The organism is Verrucosispora sp. ts21 (assembly GCF_002879555.1).
Classification (GTDB): domain Bacteria; phylum Actinomycetota; class Actinomycetes; order Mycobacteriales; family Micromonosporaceae; genus Micromonospora; species Micromonospora gifhornensis.
In genome coordinates this window covers 16,895-31,838 of sequence record NZ_PNOZ01000065.1, presented here as the reverse complement: position 1 = coordinate 31,838, position 14,944 = coordinate 16,895, and the positions used below count along the sequence as shown (strand labels likewise).

Here is a 14,944-nt window from a genome sequence, read left to right as displayed (position 1 = left end):
GAAGGGGTGGGGGATGGAGCAGCAGGGGATCAATCAGCAGGCGATCGTTTCGCGGGTGACCACGGGGATGCGGGTGGTGGATGTCGCGGGGCGGGACGTGGGGACCGTCGATCTTGTGCAGCGGGGTGACCCGAACGCGGTGACGGTGCAGACGCCGACCGCCGATCCGGGCGGCAGTCTGGACGAGTTGATCGAGTCCGCCACCCCCGAGGAGCCGGACGTCCCCGCCGACCTGGCCGCCCGACTACTGCGTACCGGTTATCTCAAGGTCTCCACCGACCTGGTACCCACCGGCGCCGTCTACGTGCTCGCCGACCAGATCGCCTCCGTCACCGACAACGAGGTTCTCCTCGAAGCCCTGACCGCCGACCTCCCCGCCGAGGAGTGACCCCCACCTCCGGTCGGCGCTGAGCTAGCGGCCGATCGCGTGATCAACACTTTCCTGGCGCGGCGCGGTCGGCGCGGATGGCATGGGAGTGGGCGGGGTGGTGGAGCGGCGGCGGAAGATCACAAGCATCAGGCAGCCGGCGATCAGTCCCCAGAATGCGCCGCCGATGCCGGCCAGTGATACGCCGGAGGCGGTGACGACAAGGGTGACGACGGCCGCCTCCCGGGCGTCGGGGTCGGCCAGCGCCGAGGTCAGCGAGGTGGCCAGGGCGCCGAGCAGGGCCAGCCCGGCGACCGCCTCGATCAACACCGGCGGGGCCCAGCCGACCAGGGTGGTGACCGCGCCGGCTCCCAGCCCGAGCAGGGCCAGCCCGACACCGTTCGTCACCGAGGCGATCCACCGACGATTCGGATCGGGGTGGGCGTCCGGCCCGGCGGCGAGGGCGGCGGTGATCGCGGCCAGGTTCACCGCGTGTCCACCGGCCGGCGCGGCGACGAGGCTGGCCAACCCGGTGGCCCGCAGCGCCGAGCCGAGTGGCGGCCGATAGCCGTAGCCGACAAGTACGGCCGTGCCGGGCACGTTCTGCGCGGCCATGGTCACCACGAACAGCGGCAGCGCCAATCCGATCATCGCCGGCAGGCTCCACTGCGGCACGGTCACCTCGATCACCGGGCGCAGTCCTCCACCGCCGCCGCCCGAGGTGGTCAGTGCGATCACGCCGGCTGCCACCACCAGCGCCCCGGGCACCGCCCAGGGGCGGGCGAAGCGGTGCAGTACCAGCCAGCACACCAGCACCGGGGCAGCCAGCAGGGGCACCTCGACGAGCGCGCGGACCGGCGCGGTGCACAGTGGCAGCAGTACTCCGGCGAGCATCGCCCCGGCGATCGGTTTGGGAATCGCCGCGACGGCCCGGCCCAGCACCGGGAAGAGGCCTGCGGCCACGATCAGCAGCCCCGAGACGAGGAACGCGCCGACCGCGGCCGGCCAGCCGCCGGGCATCGGGCCGGTGGCCACCAGCAGCGCCGCGCCGGGCGTAGACCAGGCCACGCTCATCGGCAGCCGGTGGCGCAGGCCCAGCCAGGCGGCGCAAAGGCCGGAAACCAGGCAGAGTACGAGCAGTCCCGAGGCAGCCTGACTCTCGGTGGCCCCGACGGCCCGCAGTCCGGCCAGGACCACAGCGAACGAACTGGCGAACCCGACAAGCGCTGCCACCCCGCCCGCCAGCACCGGTTGCATGCGACCCGCCATACCCCACCCCCCGATCGTTCCGTTTACGGAACAGCGTTGTGTAGCACGATAGCGGGGTGCCGTACTCACCCGCACCAGGCCCCCTGACGGCCAACGCCCCTGGTCAGCCCGCCGCGCCCGACGACGATCCCGCGGCGATCGGTCGCCGGGTCCGGGCCCTGCGCGAAGCGCGGGGGATCTCGCTGTCCGCGCTGGCCCGACAGGCCGGGGTGGGCAAGGCGACCCTCTCCGGACTGGAGAACGGCACCCGCAACCCCACCCTGGAGACGCTGTACGCGATCACCGCTCAGCTCGGCGTACCACTGACCGCCGTACTCTCCGCACCGGCGAGCGGGGCGACCGTGCGCGGGGCCGCGGTCAGCGCCACCCTGCTGGAGGTGTTCGAGGACTCCGACGTCACCTACGAGCTGTACCGGATGCGGGTCGCACCCGGCCCGGGCCAACTCTCCCCCGCGCACCAGGCCGGGGTCACCGAACATGTCACGGTCTTCACCGGAGTGCTGCGCGCCGGCCCGGTGGACGCCCCGCTGACCGCCGCCGCCGGCGGGCACCTCCGCTGGGCCTCCGACGTCCCACACGTGTACGCCGCCGTCGGCGACGAGGAGGTCACGGCCAGCCTGCTCCTGCGCTACCCCCGGAAGTAGCGGCCACAGTCCGACCGACGGGTCCGCAGGTCATGGCCGTCCCTGGGAGGAGGTCGCCGCGCTCGCCGGGGTGAGCGTCGGCAGCAGCCGCGCACCGTTTCGCCGAAACGGCGGTATACGGAGCAGCGGGATACCGCCATATCGCCGAAACGGAGTTGATCAGCGCCTCAGCCGTCGCGGCTAGCGGCGGGTGCGGCGAGTCCGGCGGTGGGTGGGGTGGCGGTGAACTGCTGGCGTACGGCCCAGAGCGCCGCCTCGGTACGGGAGGCCGCACCGGTCTTGCGCAGCAGGTTCGACACGTGCACCGTGACCGTCCGGACCGAGATGCCGAGGGCGCGGGCCACCTGCTTGTTGGACATCCCGGCGACCAGGCAGTCGAGCACCTCGGCCTCCCGACCGGTCAACTCGACAGCCGCAGCGACCCGAGGCCCAGGAACGGCAGGAGCGGCAGTGGCTGGGGAGGGGGCGGGGTCGGTCGGGGCGAGCAGCGTGCCGGGATCGTCGTCGGTGTGGGCGGCGAGCAGTTCGGTGAGGGCATACGGGTTGCCGCCGGTGTGCTGCCAGACCCGGTGCACCAGCCGGGCGTCGGCGGCCGCCCCGGCGTACACCTGCTCCAGCACCTCGGCGACCTCGGCGGGGCGCAGCGGGCCGAGATGCTGGCGCACGACGCCGCGTACCCCGCAGAGGCGGGCCAGGATGCGGCCGGTGAGGGCGGGTGCGACCGCGTGTGCCGCGGGCCTGGTCGCGACCATCAGCAGGGCCGGCAGTCCGTCGGCGGTGGCGAGTTCGCCGATCAGGTTGAGGCTCGCCGGGTCCAGCGCGTGCAGGTCCTCGACCACGAGCACGGCCGGGCCGGTGCCGACCAGCGTCCGGACGGTCCGGACGGCCAGCCGGAGCAGGGTGCCGGGGGCGTAGCGCTCACGCGGCGCGGTGGGCTGCTGGGCGAGCCAGGCCAGCGCGTCGGCCGGAAGATCGAGTCGGCTGGTATCGCGTCCGCTCAGTACGGCGGCCAACCAGTCGTACGGGGCGGGACTGTGCACCCGGGCGGCGCCGCTGAGCACCACGTCGGGCCGGGGCGTGAAGCCGTCCAGGGCGGCGGCGACCAGCAGGCTCTTGCCCACGCCCGCGCCTCCGGTGACGACCGCGACAGCCGGTGACCGGCGGTGACCGTCCACCACGGTGGACCACGCTCGGCCCAGCTCAGCGAGCTCACCGACGCGCCCGACCATGGACACCGGCAACATTCCTCAACCCTACGCAGTAGTGCGTAGAGACGCGGGACCTGTCTTCTTGGCAAGCTTGACCCATGACGCTGATCCTCCGCTCGGCCATCCTCAACGACATCGGCCTGGTTCGGACCAACAACGAGGACTCCGCGCTCGCCGGCGAGCGCCTCGTGGCGGTGGCCGATGGCATGGGTGGACTTCCTGCCGGTGAGGTGGCCAGCGAGATCGTCATCCGGATCCTGGACGAGCTGATCCCGCCCACCGCACCGGACGCCGCTGCCGACGCGTTGCGGGCGGTGGTGAGCACGGCCAACCAACGCATCCATGCCGCGATCGTCGCCGACCCGGCCCGCGACGGCATGGGTACGACCCTGACCGCGGCCCTGCTCGCCGGGAACACGCTGGTGCTGGCCCAGGTCGGCGACTCCCGCTGCTACCTGCTCCGCGACGGTCGACTGACCCAGTTGACCCGTGACGACACGTTCGTGCAGGCGCTTGTCGACCAGGGGGCGTTGACACGGGACCAGGCGCGGCACCACCCGCAGCGTTCCCTGGTGACCCGAGCGGTGCAGGGCGCGGACGCGCCGCCGACGATGGGGGTGTTGACGGTCACCGCCGGTGACCGGCTGCTGCTGTGCAGCGACGGGCTCTCCGACTATGTGACCGACGACGCGATCGCGGCCACCCTGGGGCTGCACGCCGACCGTCACCAGTGCGGCGAGCAACTGGTCAAGCTCGCCCACCAGGCCGGTGCGCCCGACAACGTCACAGTCGTGATCTCCGACGTGGTCGACGACTGAGGCCTACCGCATCCGCCGGTCACCCACCTGCTCAACCAACTCGACCGGGTCGACGTCGTGCTCGATCTGACCACCGGCAACCCGGGAGGCCACCGATGAAGCCGATGCTCACCGTGGCCGAGATGACGTTGCGGGAACTGGCCCGGCGTCGGGGCGTACTGCTGCTTCTGCTGTTGATGCCCTTCGTCTTCTGGCTGATCCGGCGGGACTCCTACGTCGGGCAGTCGATCCGCGCGCTGCTGCTGGGCATCAGCTGGGCGGTGAGCACGGCGGCGCTCTTCGCCACCAGCGCCGCCCGCGAGCTGGAACCCCGGCTGCGGCTGGCCGGCTACCGCCCGCACCACCTCTACGTCGGTCGGATGCTCGGCCTGTGGCTGCTCGGGTTGGCTGTCTCGGTGCCGTTCTTCCTGCTCACCGTCGTCGACGCGAACAACCTGCGGTACGCCGGGATCGCGATGGCGATGCTCTGCTGCGTGGCCGTGGCGGCACCGTTCGGCATGCTGATCGGTGCCCTGCTCCCCCGCGAGCTGGAAGGCACCCTGCTGCTGCTCACCGTCGTGGCCATGCAGATGCTGCTCGACCCGGCCAGTCCCGGATCGAAGCTGACCCCGTTCTGGTCCAGTCGGGAGATCGCCACCTGGGCGGTGGACCACGCCGACGGCGGTTACCTGACCCGGGGTCTGCTGCACGCCGTGCTGGTCACCGCGCTGCTGATCGTGACGGTGGCGGGTGTGTTCGGCGTCCGGCTGCGGCGTCGCCGGCATCTGCATCACGTACCGCTCACCTGAGCGACGCCGGGGGCAGATTTGTCGCCATTCACCGCCTAACATCACCAAAGTGCGTCTGAGATCCCCCGCCGTGGTCGTACTCGGCGTCACAGTCACCGTCCTGTCCGCCTGTGGGCCGTCCGTGCCCAGCGCCGATCCGCGCAGCGGCCAACCACCGGCGGTCGACGCGGCACCCGACACACCGAGCGCGGTCGCCGCCGAGCAGGGCGAGCAGGACGTGCCGCAGACGGCCAGCGCCAGCCCCTCCCGCAGCGCCAGCGCGGTGCCCTCGGCGACACCCACCGGCGGTGGCCGCAAACCGTCAGGCGGTGCGGTGGCCGTGCCGGCGGCGGGACGGGCGGTGGACACCTCGCGGCCGACCCGTACGGTCGGCACCGGCACCCCGGCCAGCTGCACCTCGGCGGCGGTGGTCCGGGCGGTGGCGGCCGGCGGCATCATCACCTTCGACTGCGGCCCCGACCCGGTGACCATCAAGATGACGGCGACGGCCAAGGTGCGCAACGCCAACGGCCCGCAGGTGGTCCTCGACGGCGGCGGCAAGGTCACCCTCAGCGGTCAGGGCCGACGCCGCATCCTCTACATGAACACCTGCGACGCGTTGCAGGGCTGGACCACCTCGCACTGCCAGAACCAGGACCATCCCCGGCTGACCGTGCAGAACCTGACCTTCGCCGACGGCGACGCCACCGGCCAGCGCACCGACGGCGGCGGCGGTGGGGCGATCTTCGTCCGGGGCGGCCGGTTCAAGGTGGTCAACTCGCGCTTCGTCGACAACCGCTGCGACCGGAGGGGCCCGGACCTGGGTGGCGCCGCCATCCGGGTCCTCGACCAGCACGACGACCAGCCGGTGTACGTGGTCGGCAGCACCTTCGTCGGCGGCTCCTGCGCCAACGGCGGCGCGCTGAGCAGCATCGGTGTCTCCTGGGTGGTGCTCAACAGCACGTTGCGCGACAACGCGGCGGTCGGCGAGGGCGCCAACCCGGCACGTTCCGGCACCCCCGGCGGCGGCAGCGGCGGCGCGATCTACTGCGACGGCAACGAGTTCTCGGTACGCATCGCCGGCACCACCATCGAGGGCAACGACGCGAAGGAGGGTGGCGGCGCGATCTTCTTCGTCAGCAACAACCGCACCGGCACGCTCCGCATCGAGGATTCGACCCTGCGCCGTAACCCCAGCCACGGCTTCGAGACCTACCCGGGCATCTTCTACCTGGGCTCCGGCAAACCCGCATTCACCCGCTCCACCCTGCGCTGACCCCGTCAGTAGGGGTTGCTGTGACCGGCCGGGCGGGCCCGGACGAGCCCGGCCGGGCGACCGGGCAGGGTGGGTGTGGCGGACAGCGGCGGGCTGTCGGTGTGGGCACGTTCGGCCATGCCGGCGACGAGTTCCTTGAGGGCGTCGACCGCGTTGACCCGGGGCCGCCAGCCCAGCTCGGTCTCGGCCCGGTGGCTGGACATCAGCGGTACGTTCATCGCCAGCTCCACCCAGCCGGCGTCGATCGGTTGCAGCCGGGTCCGCCAGGTCAGCGCCGCGGCGGCGCGCAGCACCGGGGCGGCCACCGGCACCGTCCAGCCGTGGAAGTGCCGGGCCACCAGCTCCGGGGTCAGCACCGGGTCCGCAGCGACGTTGAAGGCGCCGCGCACATCACCCAGGATCGCCCGGGCGTACGCGTCAGCCACGTCGTCGGCGTGCACCGCCTGCATCCGCAGCCGCCGGTTGGCCGGCACCAGCGGCAGCCGCCCGTACCGCAGCAGCCGCACCGGCACCAGCGGCCCGAGGAAGTACCGGGCGATCTCGGTGCCCGCCTCCCGCTGAAAGATCAGCCCGGGCCGCAGCCGCACCACCCGCAACCCCGGATGGGTCCGCTCGATCCCGTCGAGCATCTCCTCCACCGCCGCCTTGTCCCGGCTGTACGACGATTCGACCACCCCGGTCGCAGGCCAGCGCTCGCTCACCGGCGCGTTCTTCGGCCCCGGCGCGTACGTGCCGACCGACGAGGCGTACACCAGAGCCGGCACCCCAGCACGCAACACCGCGTCGACCACCGCCCGGCTGCCGTCCACGTTGGTCCGGCGCAACACGTGCTGGTCGTGGCTGGGCTGGATCTGCCAGGCCAGATGCACCACCGCATCGGCCCCGGCGAAGACCCCGGTCAACTCGTCCGCTGCACCCGGCAGACCGATGTCACACGAGTGCCACCGCACCCCGTCGTACGGCTCACCGGCCCCCGCATGGGGCAGCCGCCGCGCCACCCCCACCATCTGGACGTCGCGCTCGCGCCGCAACCGGCGCAGCAGCGCCGTACCCATGTTCCCGCTCGCCCCCACCACCACGATGCGCATGCCCGGTCCGTACCCGTTAAGTGGCTTTTCAACCACGCGCCGTGTCGGCGCCTTCGGCAGACACCTCAGCGGGCGAGCAGGGCACCGATCAGGCAGGCGAAGGCGGCGACCGAACTGATCGTCCGGACCAGGTTCCACCGCACCCAGGGCCCCTCGAACCGACGTCGGATCGCCGCCAGGTCGGTGGTCCCGTCGACCGACCTGGCGGCGTCCAACTGATTGTTGAGCGGCACGTTCGACCGCATCGTTACAGCGAAGGTGATCGAATGGCAGATCAGTGCCACAACCAACCGTTGAGGATCTTGCGGTTGATCGATTGCATGGCACCGATCAAGGTCCGATCGTCGGTCGCCCCCAGACCCGGCATCACCGAGCAGGCGTACGCGAAGAACAGCCCCGCCACCAGCCCGGTACTGAACGTCCCCCCAGCCAGTACGACGATGCGGATCGACTCCGGCATGCCCACCCTCCCCGCGTCGCAGTGCCGACCGGCCCGATCCTGCCACCCGGATGCGAATCGCCGGTGGCGTCGCCGTCCTGGGGTGGCTCCCGTCGGACCTGATCCGGCCGTCGGGTGCGTGCCTGAAGGGCCTGAGCATCGCGCGCCGGGCCACGGGGGTCAGGTAGCCTGTGGGCCGCGGGCCGCTAGCTCAATGGCAGAGCTGTGGACTTTTAATCCATAGGTTCAGGGTTCGAGTCCCTGGCGGCCCACTCCGCTCGAGCTCAGCGGTCCTTGCCGGGGGCGGACCACCGCCGGACCCGCCAGCGTCCGAACGGGCGTCAAGGTCCGCTTGACGTGGCAGGCCGGGCGGCAGCCCGCTCCCCAAGAGGGCGGGTCGAGGGCAGACGGGATGGCTTCAACCGGCGCTAGTGGTCGAGCCACCTTGCAAGCGCCGCGATCGCCACAACCACGCGGGCGACGAGTGTTACGGCCTTGATGATGCTCTTCAACTCATCACGCAGCCGTCGTCGCCGGGAGCGTTGCCCGACGTGTTTCTGCTGATCATCGCTCTGCCTTACCATGCGGTTGTTCCCCTTCTAGGTCTCTCACCAGGCACTACTTGGGGCGCTGGGGTGGATGGTCCGGGCAGACCATCCACCCCCTCTTTCCGTTCCGGAGGCCCCGGGCGCTCGCACACGGCTCACCCGCCTGCATGCTTAAGTTCGATGATCCTCAAGGCATAACTGCAGGTCAAGCAGGGTCAATTAGCCCTAGCTGCGGGGAAACAAACGGAGTTACACCCGGTACTGAACCCCAAGTGAAGCGGGGATACTCAGGGATGGTGACAGGGGCACCCAGCCGTTGCGCCAGGAAGTTATAAGGTAGGAATGGCCAGTACCCCCAGGACACCCTGCACCCCTGCTACCACTGGTTTCTCCTTCACGAAGGCATGGCAATGTCAACACCGTCGACGAGTGCGCCTACCCCGGAAGGCCGCCGGCTGCTCAAGAGGGCGATCGAGAGATCGCAGAGGCGGCAGGTCCAATTCCCGCCTGAGTTCCTGCGTGACGACAGCCTGAGTTCTGTTCCGCCCCTGGCCCGGATGCTGCAAGGCGGCCGCGGCGGAGAGGTCAGGTTGAAGCTCTATCTGACAATGACGATGCTGGCCGTGAGGGCACCTCATGACATCAAGAACGTGCCCGCCCGCCGGTGGGCTGAGATGCTTGCCTTGCCCGACCCGGTGGGTAACGGCGCTCGCCGCGTTGCCGATGCCCACAGTTGGCTCGAAAAGGCGGCTCTGATCAAAGTGGATCGCCGGCCTGGGGTGCCACCGCACGTCACACTCCGCAGCCCTTCAGGAAACGGTAAACCTTACGGATGGCGGGGGCGGTGGTGGATCAACATGCCGATTGGCTTTTGGGAAAACGAGTGGGTCTATCGACTGCCCGCGATCGCGGTGGCTTTCTTGTTCGTATTTCGAGACATGCGAAGCAACAGAGTGGAGGCGAATCCGCCATGGCTGACCAGCCACCAGAAGGAGAGGTACGGTTTCTCTGAAGACAGCTGGACCAGAGCGCGCGCCGAACTCGAAGCCCATTCCCTCCTAACTGTTCGTCGCACCCCCCAGGGCAGGGACTTCGATTTCACCCGCCTCCGGAATACCTACTGGGTTCACACTGAGAAGCTTGGCTAGATAGTCCTGCGCCGGGGGAGGGAATACGTCCCCTTCCCCCCGGCACCTCTTCATTCCTTGTCCACGGCCGTCGGCTCGTCTGATCGAGGTTCAAGAGCGTCAAGCCCGATGAGTCGCGTTCAGGCAAGAGCCGAAGGCGGCAATGAAGCAGCAAGCCTTTGATCCAGGTGGACACGAGGCAGCAGAGGACGCCTAGCGTCAGCTACTCAAGCGCACTGGTCGGCAATGATCGGCACGAGCCGACACGGAGTGTCCGGCTCCCCCCAGCGAAGGTCGGTCTGGGCTGCCAGTGGTAACGCCGGAAGGCCTTTGCCGGACGTGTACGTCGGGCTCGGCGTATGAACGCGGCCCTACCTGGGCAGAGGGTTGGCGACGTAGACGCCCTTGCCCTGTCGGCCGTCGATCAAGCCCTCGGCTTTGAGCAGGAGCATCGAGGCGCGGATGACCGTGTTGCTGACCTTGTAGTGCTCGCAGAGGGCAGCGAACGAGGGCAACTTGTCGCCTGGGTTCAACTGTCCAGAGCTGATCTGCTCGCGGATATCTCGGGCGACCTGTAGGTAGGCAGCTTCAGACATAGGTGGTGCTCCCAGCTTGGCGGCTGGTGCAAGCAGACCACATCCCGGGCTCAACTTACAACGCTATGTGTCGTAGCTGTTGACCCTGCGCACATTGCGTCCTAAGTTGCTCGTGGGGCTACCCAGCTTGGCGGCCGGGTGCTCTGCCGTGGGTGCCCTGTCTCCGGGCACGGGTGACGGGGTGCCCACGGACCCAGGCGTCGGCGGGAGGCACGGTGACCGGACCGAACGATGCGAGTGTTTCGACACCAGGTGCCGGCCGCGCTGCCCGGGGTACCGGCCCTTGGCAGCAGAGGTCGGAGAACAAAGGGCGCGTGTCCTACGACGAGTACGTCCTAGCGGTAGCCCTCACCCTTGCTCGGCGGCATCGGCCGGTCTGGTCCTGGCAGAAGTGGGGGCGGATCTGTCGCTGTGGAGCCGATCTGCCCTGCCACGCCCGGCACCGCATCCCCATCAACCGTGGCCACTGGCCGGGAGAGGAGGCGCAGTGAGAAACGACCAGGAGTACGCAATCCTCGCCGTACACGTCCGAGGGCTCGACGGCATGTGCGTCGGCTGCCGCGCCTGGTGGGCGCGGCTGGCTCCGTACCCGTGCTGGCAGGTGGAATGGGCGACCAGCCGGCAGGCCCGCACGAGCGTCGCCCGGTTTCTGGGCGGTGTGCGGTGACCACCCACGGCCCGGTGATGCCGATCTGGAGCTGCGGCGGCTGCGACCTACCCTGGCCCTGCCCGACCCGACGGCGAGAGCTACGCGCGGAGTACGCCGACGCGCCCGTATCGCTGGCCCTCTACCTGGGTGCCTATCTCGTCCAGGCCGCCGAGGACATGCCCTGGGCACCCGCCGGCGCGCTGCACCGACGCTTCATCGGCTGGACCAGACAGCCGCCAGCAGTACAGCAGCGAAGTACAGCAACCGTGCCAGCCGAACCGGACCGAGAAGCGCGCCAGCAGCCCGGATGACCTCGAACCACACCGCAGAAGGCCAAGCCGCCAGCAATCCATAGGTTCAGGTCCGAGTCCCTGGCGGCTCACTCCGAACGGATACCCATACGGGGGTGCAAGCAGAAGCGCAGACCACGGCCGATGTCATGGCCGCGCTGCCGTACGGCCGGACTCCGCACAGGATGGTGGATTTGTGGGTCAGTTCTGGCCGGGGCTTGCTACGGGCAGCCCAGCCGCCTTGGCGCATTCGAGCAGCCGCCGGTCGTAGGTGACGAAGGCGGTGAGCGCCGTGCCGGACTCGTTGGTCAGTACCTGGGCGGTGGCCAGGTGGATGGCGTCAAGGCTGCGGAGTGTCGGCTCAGCGAACGCGGCTGCGGTCGCCCGGACCGTGCTGTCGATCTCCATTCGGAACAGCCGTCCGACGGCCGCCGGCACTCCGATCAAAGCTTGCGGAGCTGATCGGCGCAGCGCTCTGGGCACTTCCACCTCAACGAGAGCGGAGGAAACCAGCGGCACGTCGTCGTGCTTGTTGAGCCAGGAGACAAGGTCGGCGCTGCACATCTCCTGTCGAACCAGCTTGATGACGGCAGCTGAATCGAGGTAGATCACCAGCGTTCCTCGTCCCGCATGGCAGCGAGCGAGGCGGCCACATCCACGCTCTCGTCACCGAGCTTCGGTGGAAGCGGAACAGAGCCCCCGCCGGTGGGGGCGACGGCTCGCCCCGCCGCTACCAACTTGGCCAGCACCGACCTGTCGTCGCCCACCGGAACCAGTCGGGCGATCGGGTGTCCGCGATCGGTGATCTCGACGGTCTCGCCGCCACTCACCCGAGCCAACACCTGGCTCGTGTTCTGGTTCAGCTCCCGGACACCGATACGTTCCATGACTACGAGTGTAGAACCACATGTTCTACAGTTCTAGCTTCTGACGTCGTCCGGGCTGCCTGTTAGCCAACCAGGGCCCGTTCAGGGTCAGCGGCGTACGGTGACCTTTGCGCTGGTGGCCTTGCCGTTGCTGTGGCCGGCCTTGCGAGCGATCACCGTGACGGTGAGCTTCTTGCCGCGCATCTTCGAGGTCAGCTTCAGCGTCTTGCCGGTCGCTCCCTTGATCAGCTTTCCGTTGAGCCGCCACTCGTACTTGTAGGAGTCCGCCTTCGGCGACCAGGTGCCGACCAGGGCCTTGACCTTCCGGCCGACCTTGGGCGTACCGCTGATCTTGGGCTTCTTCGTTGCCTTGGGGGCCTTGCCCTTGGCGACCGCGGCGGTGGTCTTCGAGGTGGCCTTGCCGTTCGGGTGACCGGTCCGGATGGCGGTCACGGTGACCGTGAGCTTCTTGCCGAGCAGCGCGGCCGTGATCTTGAGTGATGCGCTGGTGGCGCCCTTGATCGCGGTGCCGTTCGCCGCCCACTGGTACTTGTACGACGTGGCGCTGGGCGTCCAGGTCCCGGTGCTGGCCTTCACGGTGCTGCCGACGGCGACCGTGCCGGTGATCGCCGGCAGCTTGGTGGCCTTGGGCGCGGGCGGTGCGACGATCTGGAATCTGCTGGCCCACGTCACCGAGCTACCGAGTTCGTCGTGCGGGGTGAGCCGTACCGTGGCCGGACCGGTCGCCACGCCGGTCAGGTCGGCGTGGACCAGCATCATCGCGCCGCCGCCGGTCAGGTGGTGGACCTGCGCGGGTACCGGCTTGCCGTCGGAGGGGATGACCTCGATGAGGTCCTGCTTGTGCATGCCATAGCCGGTCAGCTCCAGCAGGTGCACCTCGCCGGTGGTCACCGAACCCGGGGTGACGTGGTCGAGGGCGATCAGGCGGCGTTTGAGCTGGAAGCGGTGTTCGGTGACATCGGAGGTGCTGCCGGTGGCAGTCACACTCCAGAGCAGCACCTCGTGGGCGCCGTCCGTCGGCGGCGTCCAGGACACGGTCGCCGTTCCGTCCGGGCCGGCGGGGACCGCGACCGACGGAGCGCCGTTGATCCGGTACCGGAACTCCGTCGTGCCAGGCATGCCGGCGGTGAAGGTGAAGGTGCCGGGCCATACCCGGCCGACGCCGTTCGACGGGAAGTCGGTCGAGGTTACCTCCGGACGGTTGGAAACCGACCAGAGGATGATGGCGCTGCCCGTCTGCACACCGGCGGCGTTGCGGGCGAAGACGTTGATGTAGTGGGTGCCCCTGACGGTGGGCAGGAGTTGGAAGGTGGCGCTGCCGTCGGCTGCCGGCGTCAGGATCTGTCGGCTGTTCTGGTCGGAGTTGATGGTGACCACGTACTCGACGGGGTTCGCCATGCGGGTACGGGCGATGAAGGTGGTCGGTGTCACCCAGCCCACGCCGGGGATGCGCGACACGGTGGGCGCCGCACCGTCGACGGAATAGGAGACGTACCGGCTGGCGGAGACGGTGCCGTCGGCGCTGACACTGTGCACCAGGAGATTGGCGATCTCGTGGTGGACGGCTGTCCAGGTGAGGTCCGCAGTCCCGTCCGGGCGCGCGGCCACCGTGCCGGTGTAGTACGTCTTGTGCACCCGGTCGCGCAGGCTGTAGGTGTAGGAGACGACGTCCGGTCGACCCGGCCGCAGGCGCACCGTCCGCGACTCGCCGACCACCAACTCCGCGCCGTCCTCGCCGCGATCAACAAGCCGTGGGCCGTCGTCCACCTTGAACGCGTAGGCGGTCTCGCTCGGTTGCGGACCCTCGGGGGTCACGTCCCGGACGTAGAGCGTCTGAAGGCCTGCCTGGGTGGGGGTGATCGACGCGTACCCCAGGCGATCGACGGCCGGGACGGTGCCGGAGGGGCCGTCGTCGCCGAGCCGCCAGGCGAAGGCCACCGTGTCGGTGCCGTACGTCAGGAAGCGGAAGGTGCCCGCCATCCCGATGCTGTAGTCGAGGTTGGGCGAGTTGGGATACATCGGATACTCGTCCGACGACACCGCCGGTGGGCGTACGGTCTGCGCGGATTGCAGTGTGGGCCCGGCTGCCGAGGCGGGTGCGACCACCGCTACGGCACCTCCGGAGCTGCCGAGTGCGGCCACCGTCAGCAGTGCCACGATCCGTCGAGTTGAGCGCGAGCCGATGCGCATCTGTCCCCCATGTACCGACCGGGCGATGATCACCCGGGCAGATGATATTGACAGACGCCAGACGGTACGGGCAAGGCAGATGTGTGCCCGCTGCGGGGCGCATGGCTGTGGATCTGGTGCGGTCAGGCCCTGAGCGTCATCGCGCTGTGGTCACTGGGCGACGGTGGGGAATCCGTCGGTGAGTGCCGCGATGGCGCGGTGAAGTCGGCCGGCGGCCAGCGGGCTGGTGCCGTCGGTCAGCAGCAGGTGGTGCAGCACTGCGGTCACGATCAGGGCCAGCGCCTCCGAGTCGGCGCTCGCGGGCACCCGGCCCAACTGCTGCTCGGCGGCGAGGTAGCGGGCGATCGCCCGCTCGACCGGTTGCAGGCCGGCGCTGCCGGGGCCGAGCACCGCTTCGACGCCGGCGGTGATGCCGGGTCGGTACGCCATCAGCCGGGTCATCGTCACAAGCGCGTCCAGCGGGAGTGCTTGGCCGATCTCGCTGAGGTTCTCGGTGACCGTCGCGCTGCCGGCGCGGGTCGGGAGCCCGGCCACTGCGCTTGCGAGTTGGAAGCTGCGGTCGACCGCGTAGCCGACGAGGAAGTCGTCGAAGTTCGTGAAGTGGCTGAACAGCAGCCCGGTGGCGACGCCGGCCTCGCGGGTCACGGCCCGGCTGGTGAGCCGGCTCGGCCCCTCGCCGACGACGACGCGCTCCACGGCGGCGAAGAGCTGCTGCCGAGGCTCGGGGGTGGCGACTCCGCGCGGCATGCCTCTGATCTTAGGCCCAGGCCGGACGGCTTCA

General features: G+C 69.7%; 17 protein-coding genes and 1 tRNA gene. 8 read left to right on the top strand and 10 right to left on the bottom strand.

Annotated features, from left to right (window positions below; all coding sequences use genetic code 11):
* The first annotated feature begins 13 nt into the window (after positions 1-13).
* Positions 14-388 (top strand): hypothetical protein, encoded by a 375-nt coding sequence (locus C1A38_RS23625; protein WP_102659920.1) that lies wholly within the window; start codon positions 14-16, stop codon positions 386-388.
* A gap of 24 nt (positions 389-412) precedes the next feature.
* Here the strand turns inward: C1A38_RS23625 and C1A38_RS23620 are convergent, their stop codons facing one another.
* Positions 413-1,624, bottom strand: coding sequence for a benzoate/H(+) symporter BenE family transporter (locus tag C1A38_RS23620; RefSeq protein WP_102659928.1), 1,212 nt, complete (start codon positions 1,622-1,624; stop codon positions 413-415).
* 68 nt (positions 1,625-1,692) lie between these two features.
* Between C1A38_RS23620 and C1A38_RS23615 the strand changes: the two genes are divergently transcribed.
* Entirely contained in the window at positions 1,693-2,280 is a 588-nt protein-coding gene (locus C1A38_RS23615) for an XRE family transcriptional regulator (protein WP_233196987.1), read from the top strand.
* Between the two features lie 167 nt (positions 2,281-2,447).
* Here the strand turns inward: C1A38_RS23615 and C1A38_RS23610 are convergent, their stop codons facing one another.
* A complete protein-coding gene (locus C1A38_RS23610) occupies positions 2,448-3,524 on the bottom strand; it encodes a helix-turn-helix domain-containing protein (RefSeq protein ID WP_199180304.1) in 1,077 nt (358 codons plus the stop codon).
* 62 nt (positions 3,525-3,586) lie between these two features.
* Between C1A38_RS23610 and C1A38_RS23605 the strand changes: the two genes are divergently transcribed.
* The 3 genes from C1A38_RS23605 (at position 3,587) to C1A38_RS23590 (ending at position 6,349) form a co-directional block, all read left to right on the top strand.
* The gene (locus tag C1A38_RS23605; protein ID WP_102659919.1) at positions 3,587-4,306 is read left to right on the top strand and encodes a PP2C family protein-serine/threonine phosphatase; all 720 of its coding nucleotides are present in this window, start codon (positions 3,587-3,589) and stop codon (positions 4,304-4,306) included.
* A gap of 95 nt (positions 4,307-4,401) precedes the next feature.
* Positions 4,402-5,094 (top strand): hypothetical protein, encoded by a 693-nt coding sequence (locus tag C1A38_RS23595; RefSeq protein ID WP_043719317.1) that lies wholly within the window; start codon positions 4,402-4,404, stop codon positions 5,092-5,094.
* Positions 5,095-5,143: 49 nt separating this feature from the next.
* On the top strand, positions 5,144-6,349 hold the full coding sequence (locus C1A38_RS23590; RefSeq protein ID WP_502696953.1) for a hypothetical protein: 1,206 nt from the start codon (positions 5,144-5,146) through the stop codon (positions 6,347-6,349).
* A gap of 5 nt (positions 6,350-6,354) precedes the next feature.
* Here the strand turns inward: C1A38_RS23590 and C1A38_RS23585 are convergent, their stop codons facing one another.
* The 3 genes from C1A38_RS23585 to C1A38_RS31990 form a co-directional block, all read right to left on the bottom strand.
* The gene (locus C1A38_RS23585) at positions 6,355-7,437 is read right to left on the bottom strand and encodes an NAD-dependent epimerase/dehydratase family protein (RefSeq protein WP_102659917.1); all 1,083 of its coding nucleotides are present in this window, start codon (positions 7,435-7,437) and stop codon (positions 6,355-6,357) included.
* A 65-nt stretch (positions 7,438-7,502) separates the two neighbouring features.
* The gene (locus tag C1A38_RS31995; protein ID WP_233196986.1) at positions 7,503-7,682 is read right to left on the bottom strand and encodes an anthrone oxygenase family protein; all 180 of its coding nucleotides are present in this window, start codon (positions 7,680-7,682) and stop codon (positions 7,503-7,505) included.
* A gap of 29 nt (positions 7,683-7,711) precedes the next feature.
* Entirely contained in the window at positions 7,712-7,897 is a 186-nt protein-coding gene (locus tag C1A38_RS31990) for an anthrone oxygenase family protein (RefSeq protein ID WP_233196985.1), read from the bottom strand.
* 179 nt (positions 7,898-8,076) lie between these two features.
* On the opposite strand from C1A38_RS31990, the gene C1A38_RS23575 reads away from it, so the two are divergent.
* A tRNA-Lys gene (locus C1A38_RS23575) sits at positions 8,077-8,148 on the top strand.
* Between the two features lie 866 nt (positions 8,149-9,014).
* Positions 9,015-9,572: a hypothetical protein gene (locus C1A38_RS30965; protein WP_146017618.1), complete on the top strand. Its 558-nt coding sequence runs from the start codon at positions 9,015-9,017 to the stop codon at positions 9,570-9,572.
* 350 nt (positions 9,573-9,922) lie between these two features.
* Here the strand turns inward: C1A38_RS30965 and C1A38_RS23570 are convergent, their stop codons facing one another.
* The gene (locus C1A38_RS23570; RefSeq protein ID WP_102659916.1) at positions 9,923-10,147 is read right to left on the bottom strand and encodes a winged helix-turn-helix domain-containing protein; all 225 of its coding nucleotides are present in this window, start codon (positions 10,145-10,147) and stop codon (positions 9,923-9,925) included.
* Between the two features lie 487 nt (positions 10,148-10,634).
* Between C1A38_RS23570 and C1A38_RS32650 the strand changes: the two genes are divergently transcribed.
* Positions 10,635-10,814 carry a hypothetical protein gene (locus C1A38_RS32650; protein ID WP_502696952.1) on the top strand — a complete coding sequence of 60 codons (180 nt, stop codon included), beginning with the start codon at positions 10,635-10,637 and terminating at the stop codon, positions 10,812-10,814.
* A 473-nt stretch (positions 10,815-11,287) separates the two neighbouring features.
* Here the strand turns inward: C1A38_RS32650 and C1A38_RS23555 are convergent, their stop codons facing one another.
* From C1A38_RS23555 to C1A38_RS23540, 4 genes are all read right to left on the bottom strand, one after another.
* Positions 11,288-11,698, bottom strand: a complete 411-nt coding sequence (locus C1A38_RS23555) for a type II toxin-antitoxin system VapC family toxin (RefSeq protein ID WP_102659913.1) — start codon at positions 11,696-11,698, stop codon at positions 11,288-11,290.
* Positions 11,695-11,973, bottom strand: a complete 279-nt coding sequence (locus C1A38_RS23550) for a type II toxin-antitoxin system Phd/YefM family antitoxin (protein WP_102659912.1) — start codon at positions 11,971-11,973, stop codon at positions 11,695-11,697. The genes C1A38_RS23555 and C1A38_RS23550 overlap by 4 nt, the downstream gene beginning before the upstream one ends.
* Positions 11,974-12,060: 87 nt before the next feature.
* Positions 12,061-14,130, bottom strand: coding sequence for a hypothetical protein (locus tag C1A38_RS23545; RefSeq protein WP_146017617.1), 2,070 nt, complete (start codon positions 14,128-14,130; stop codon positions 12,061-12,063).
* Positions 14,131-14,313: 183 nt separating this feature from the next.
* Positions 14,314-14,910: a TetR/AcrR family transcriptional regulator gene (locus tag C1A38_RS23540; protein ID WP_102659910.1), complete on the bottom strand. Its 597-nt coding sequence runs from the start codon at positions 14,908-14,910 to the stop codon at positions 14,314-14,316.
* Positions 14,911-14,944 lie beyond the last annotated feature (34 nt).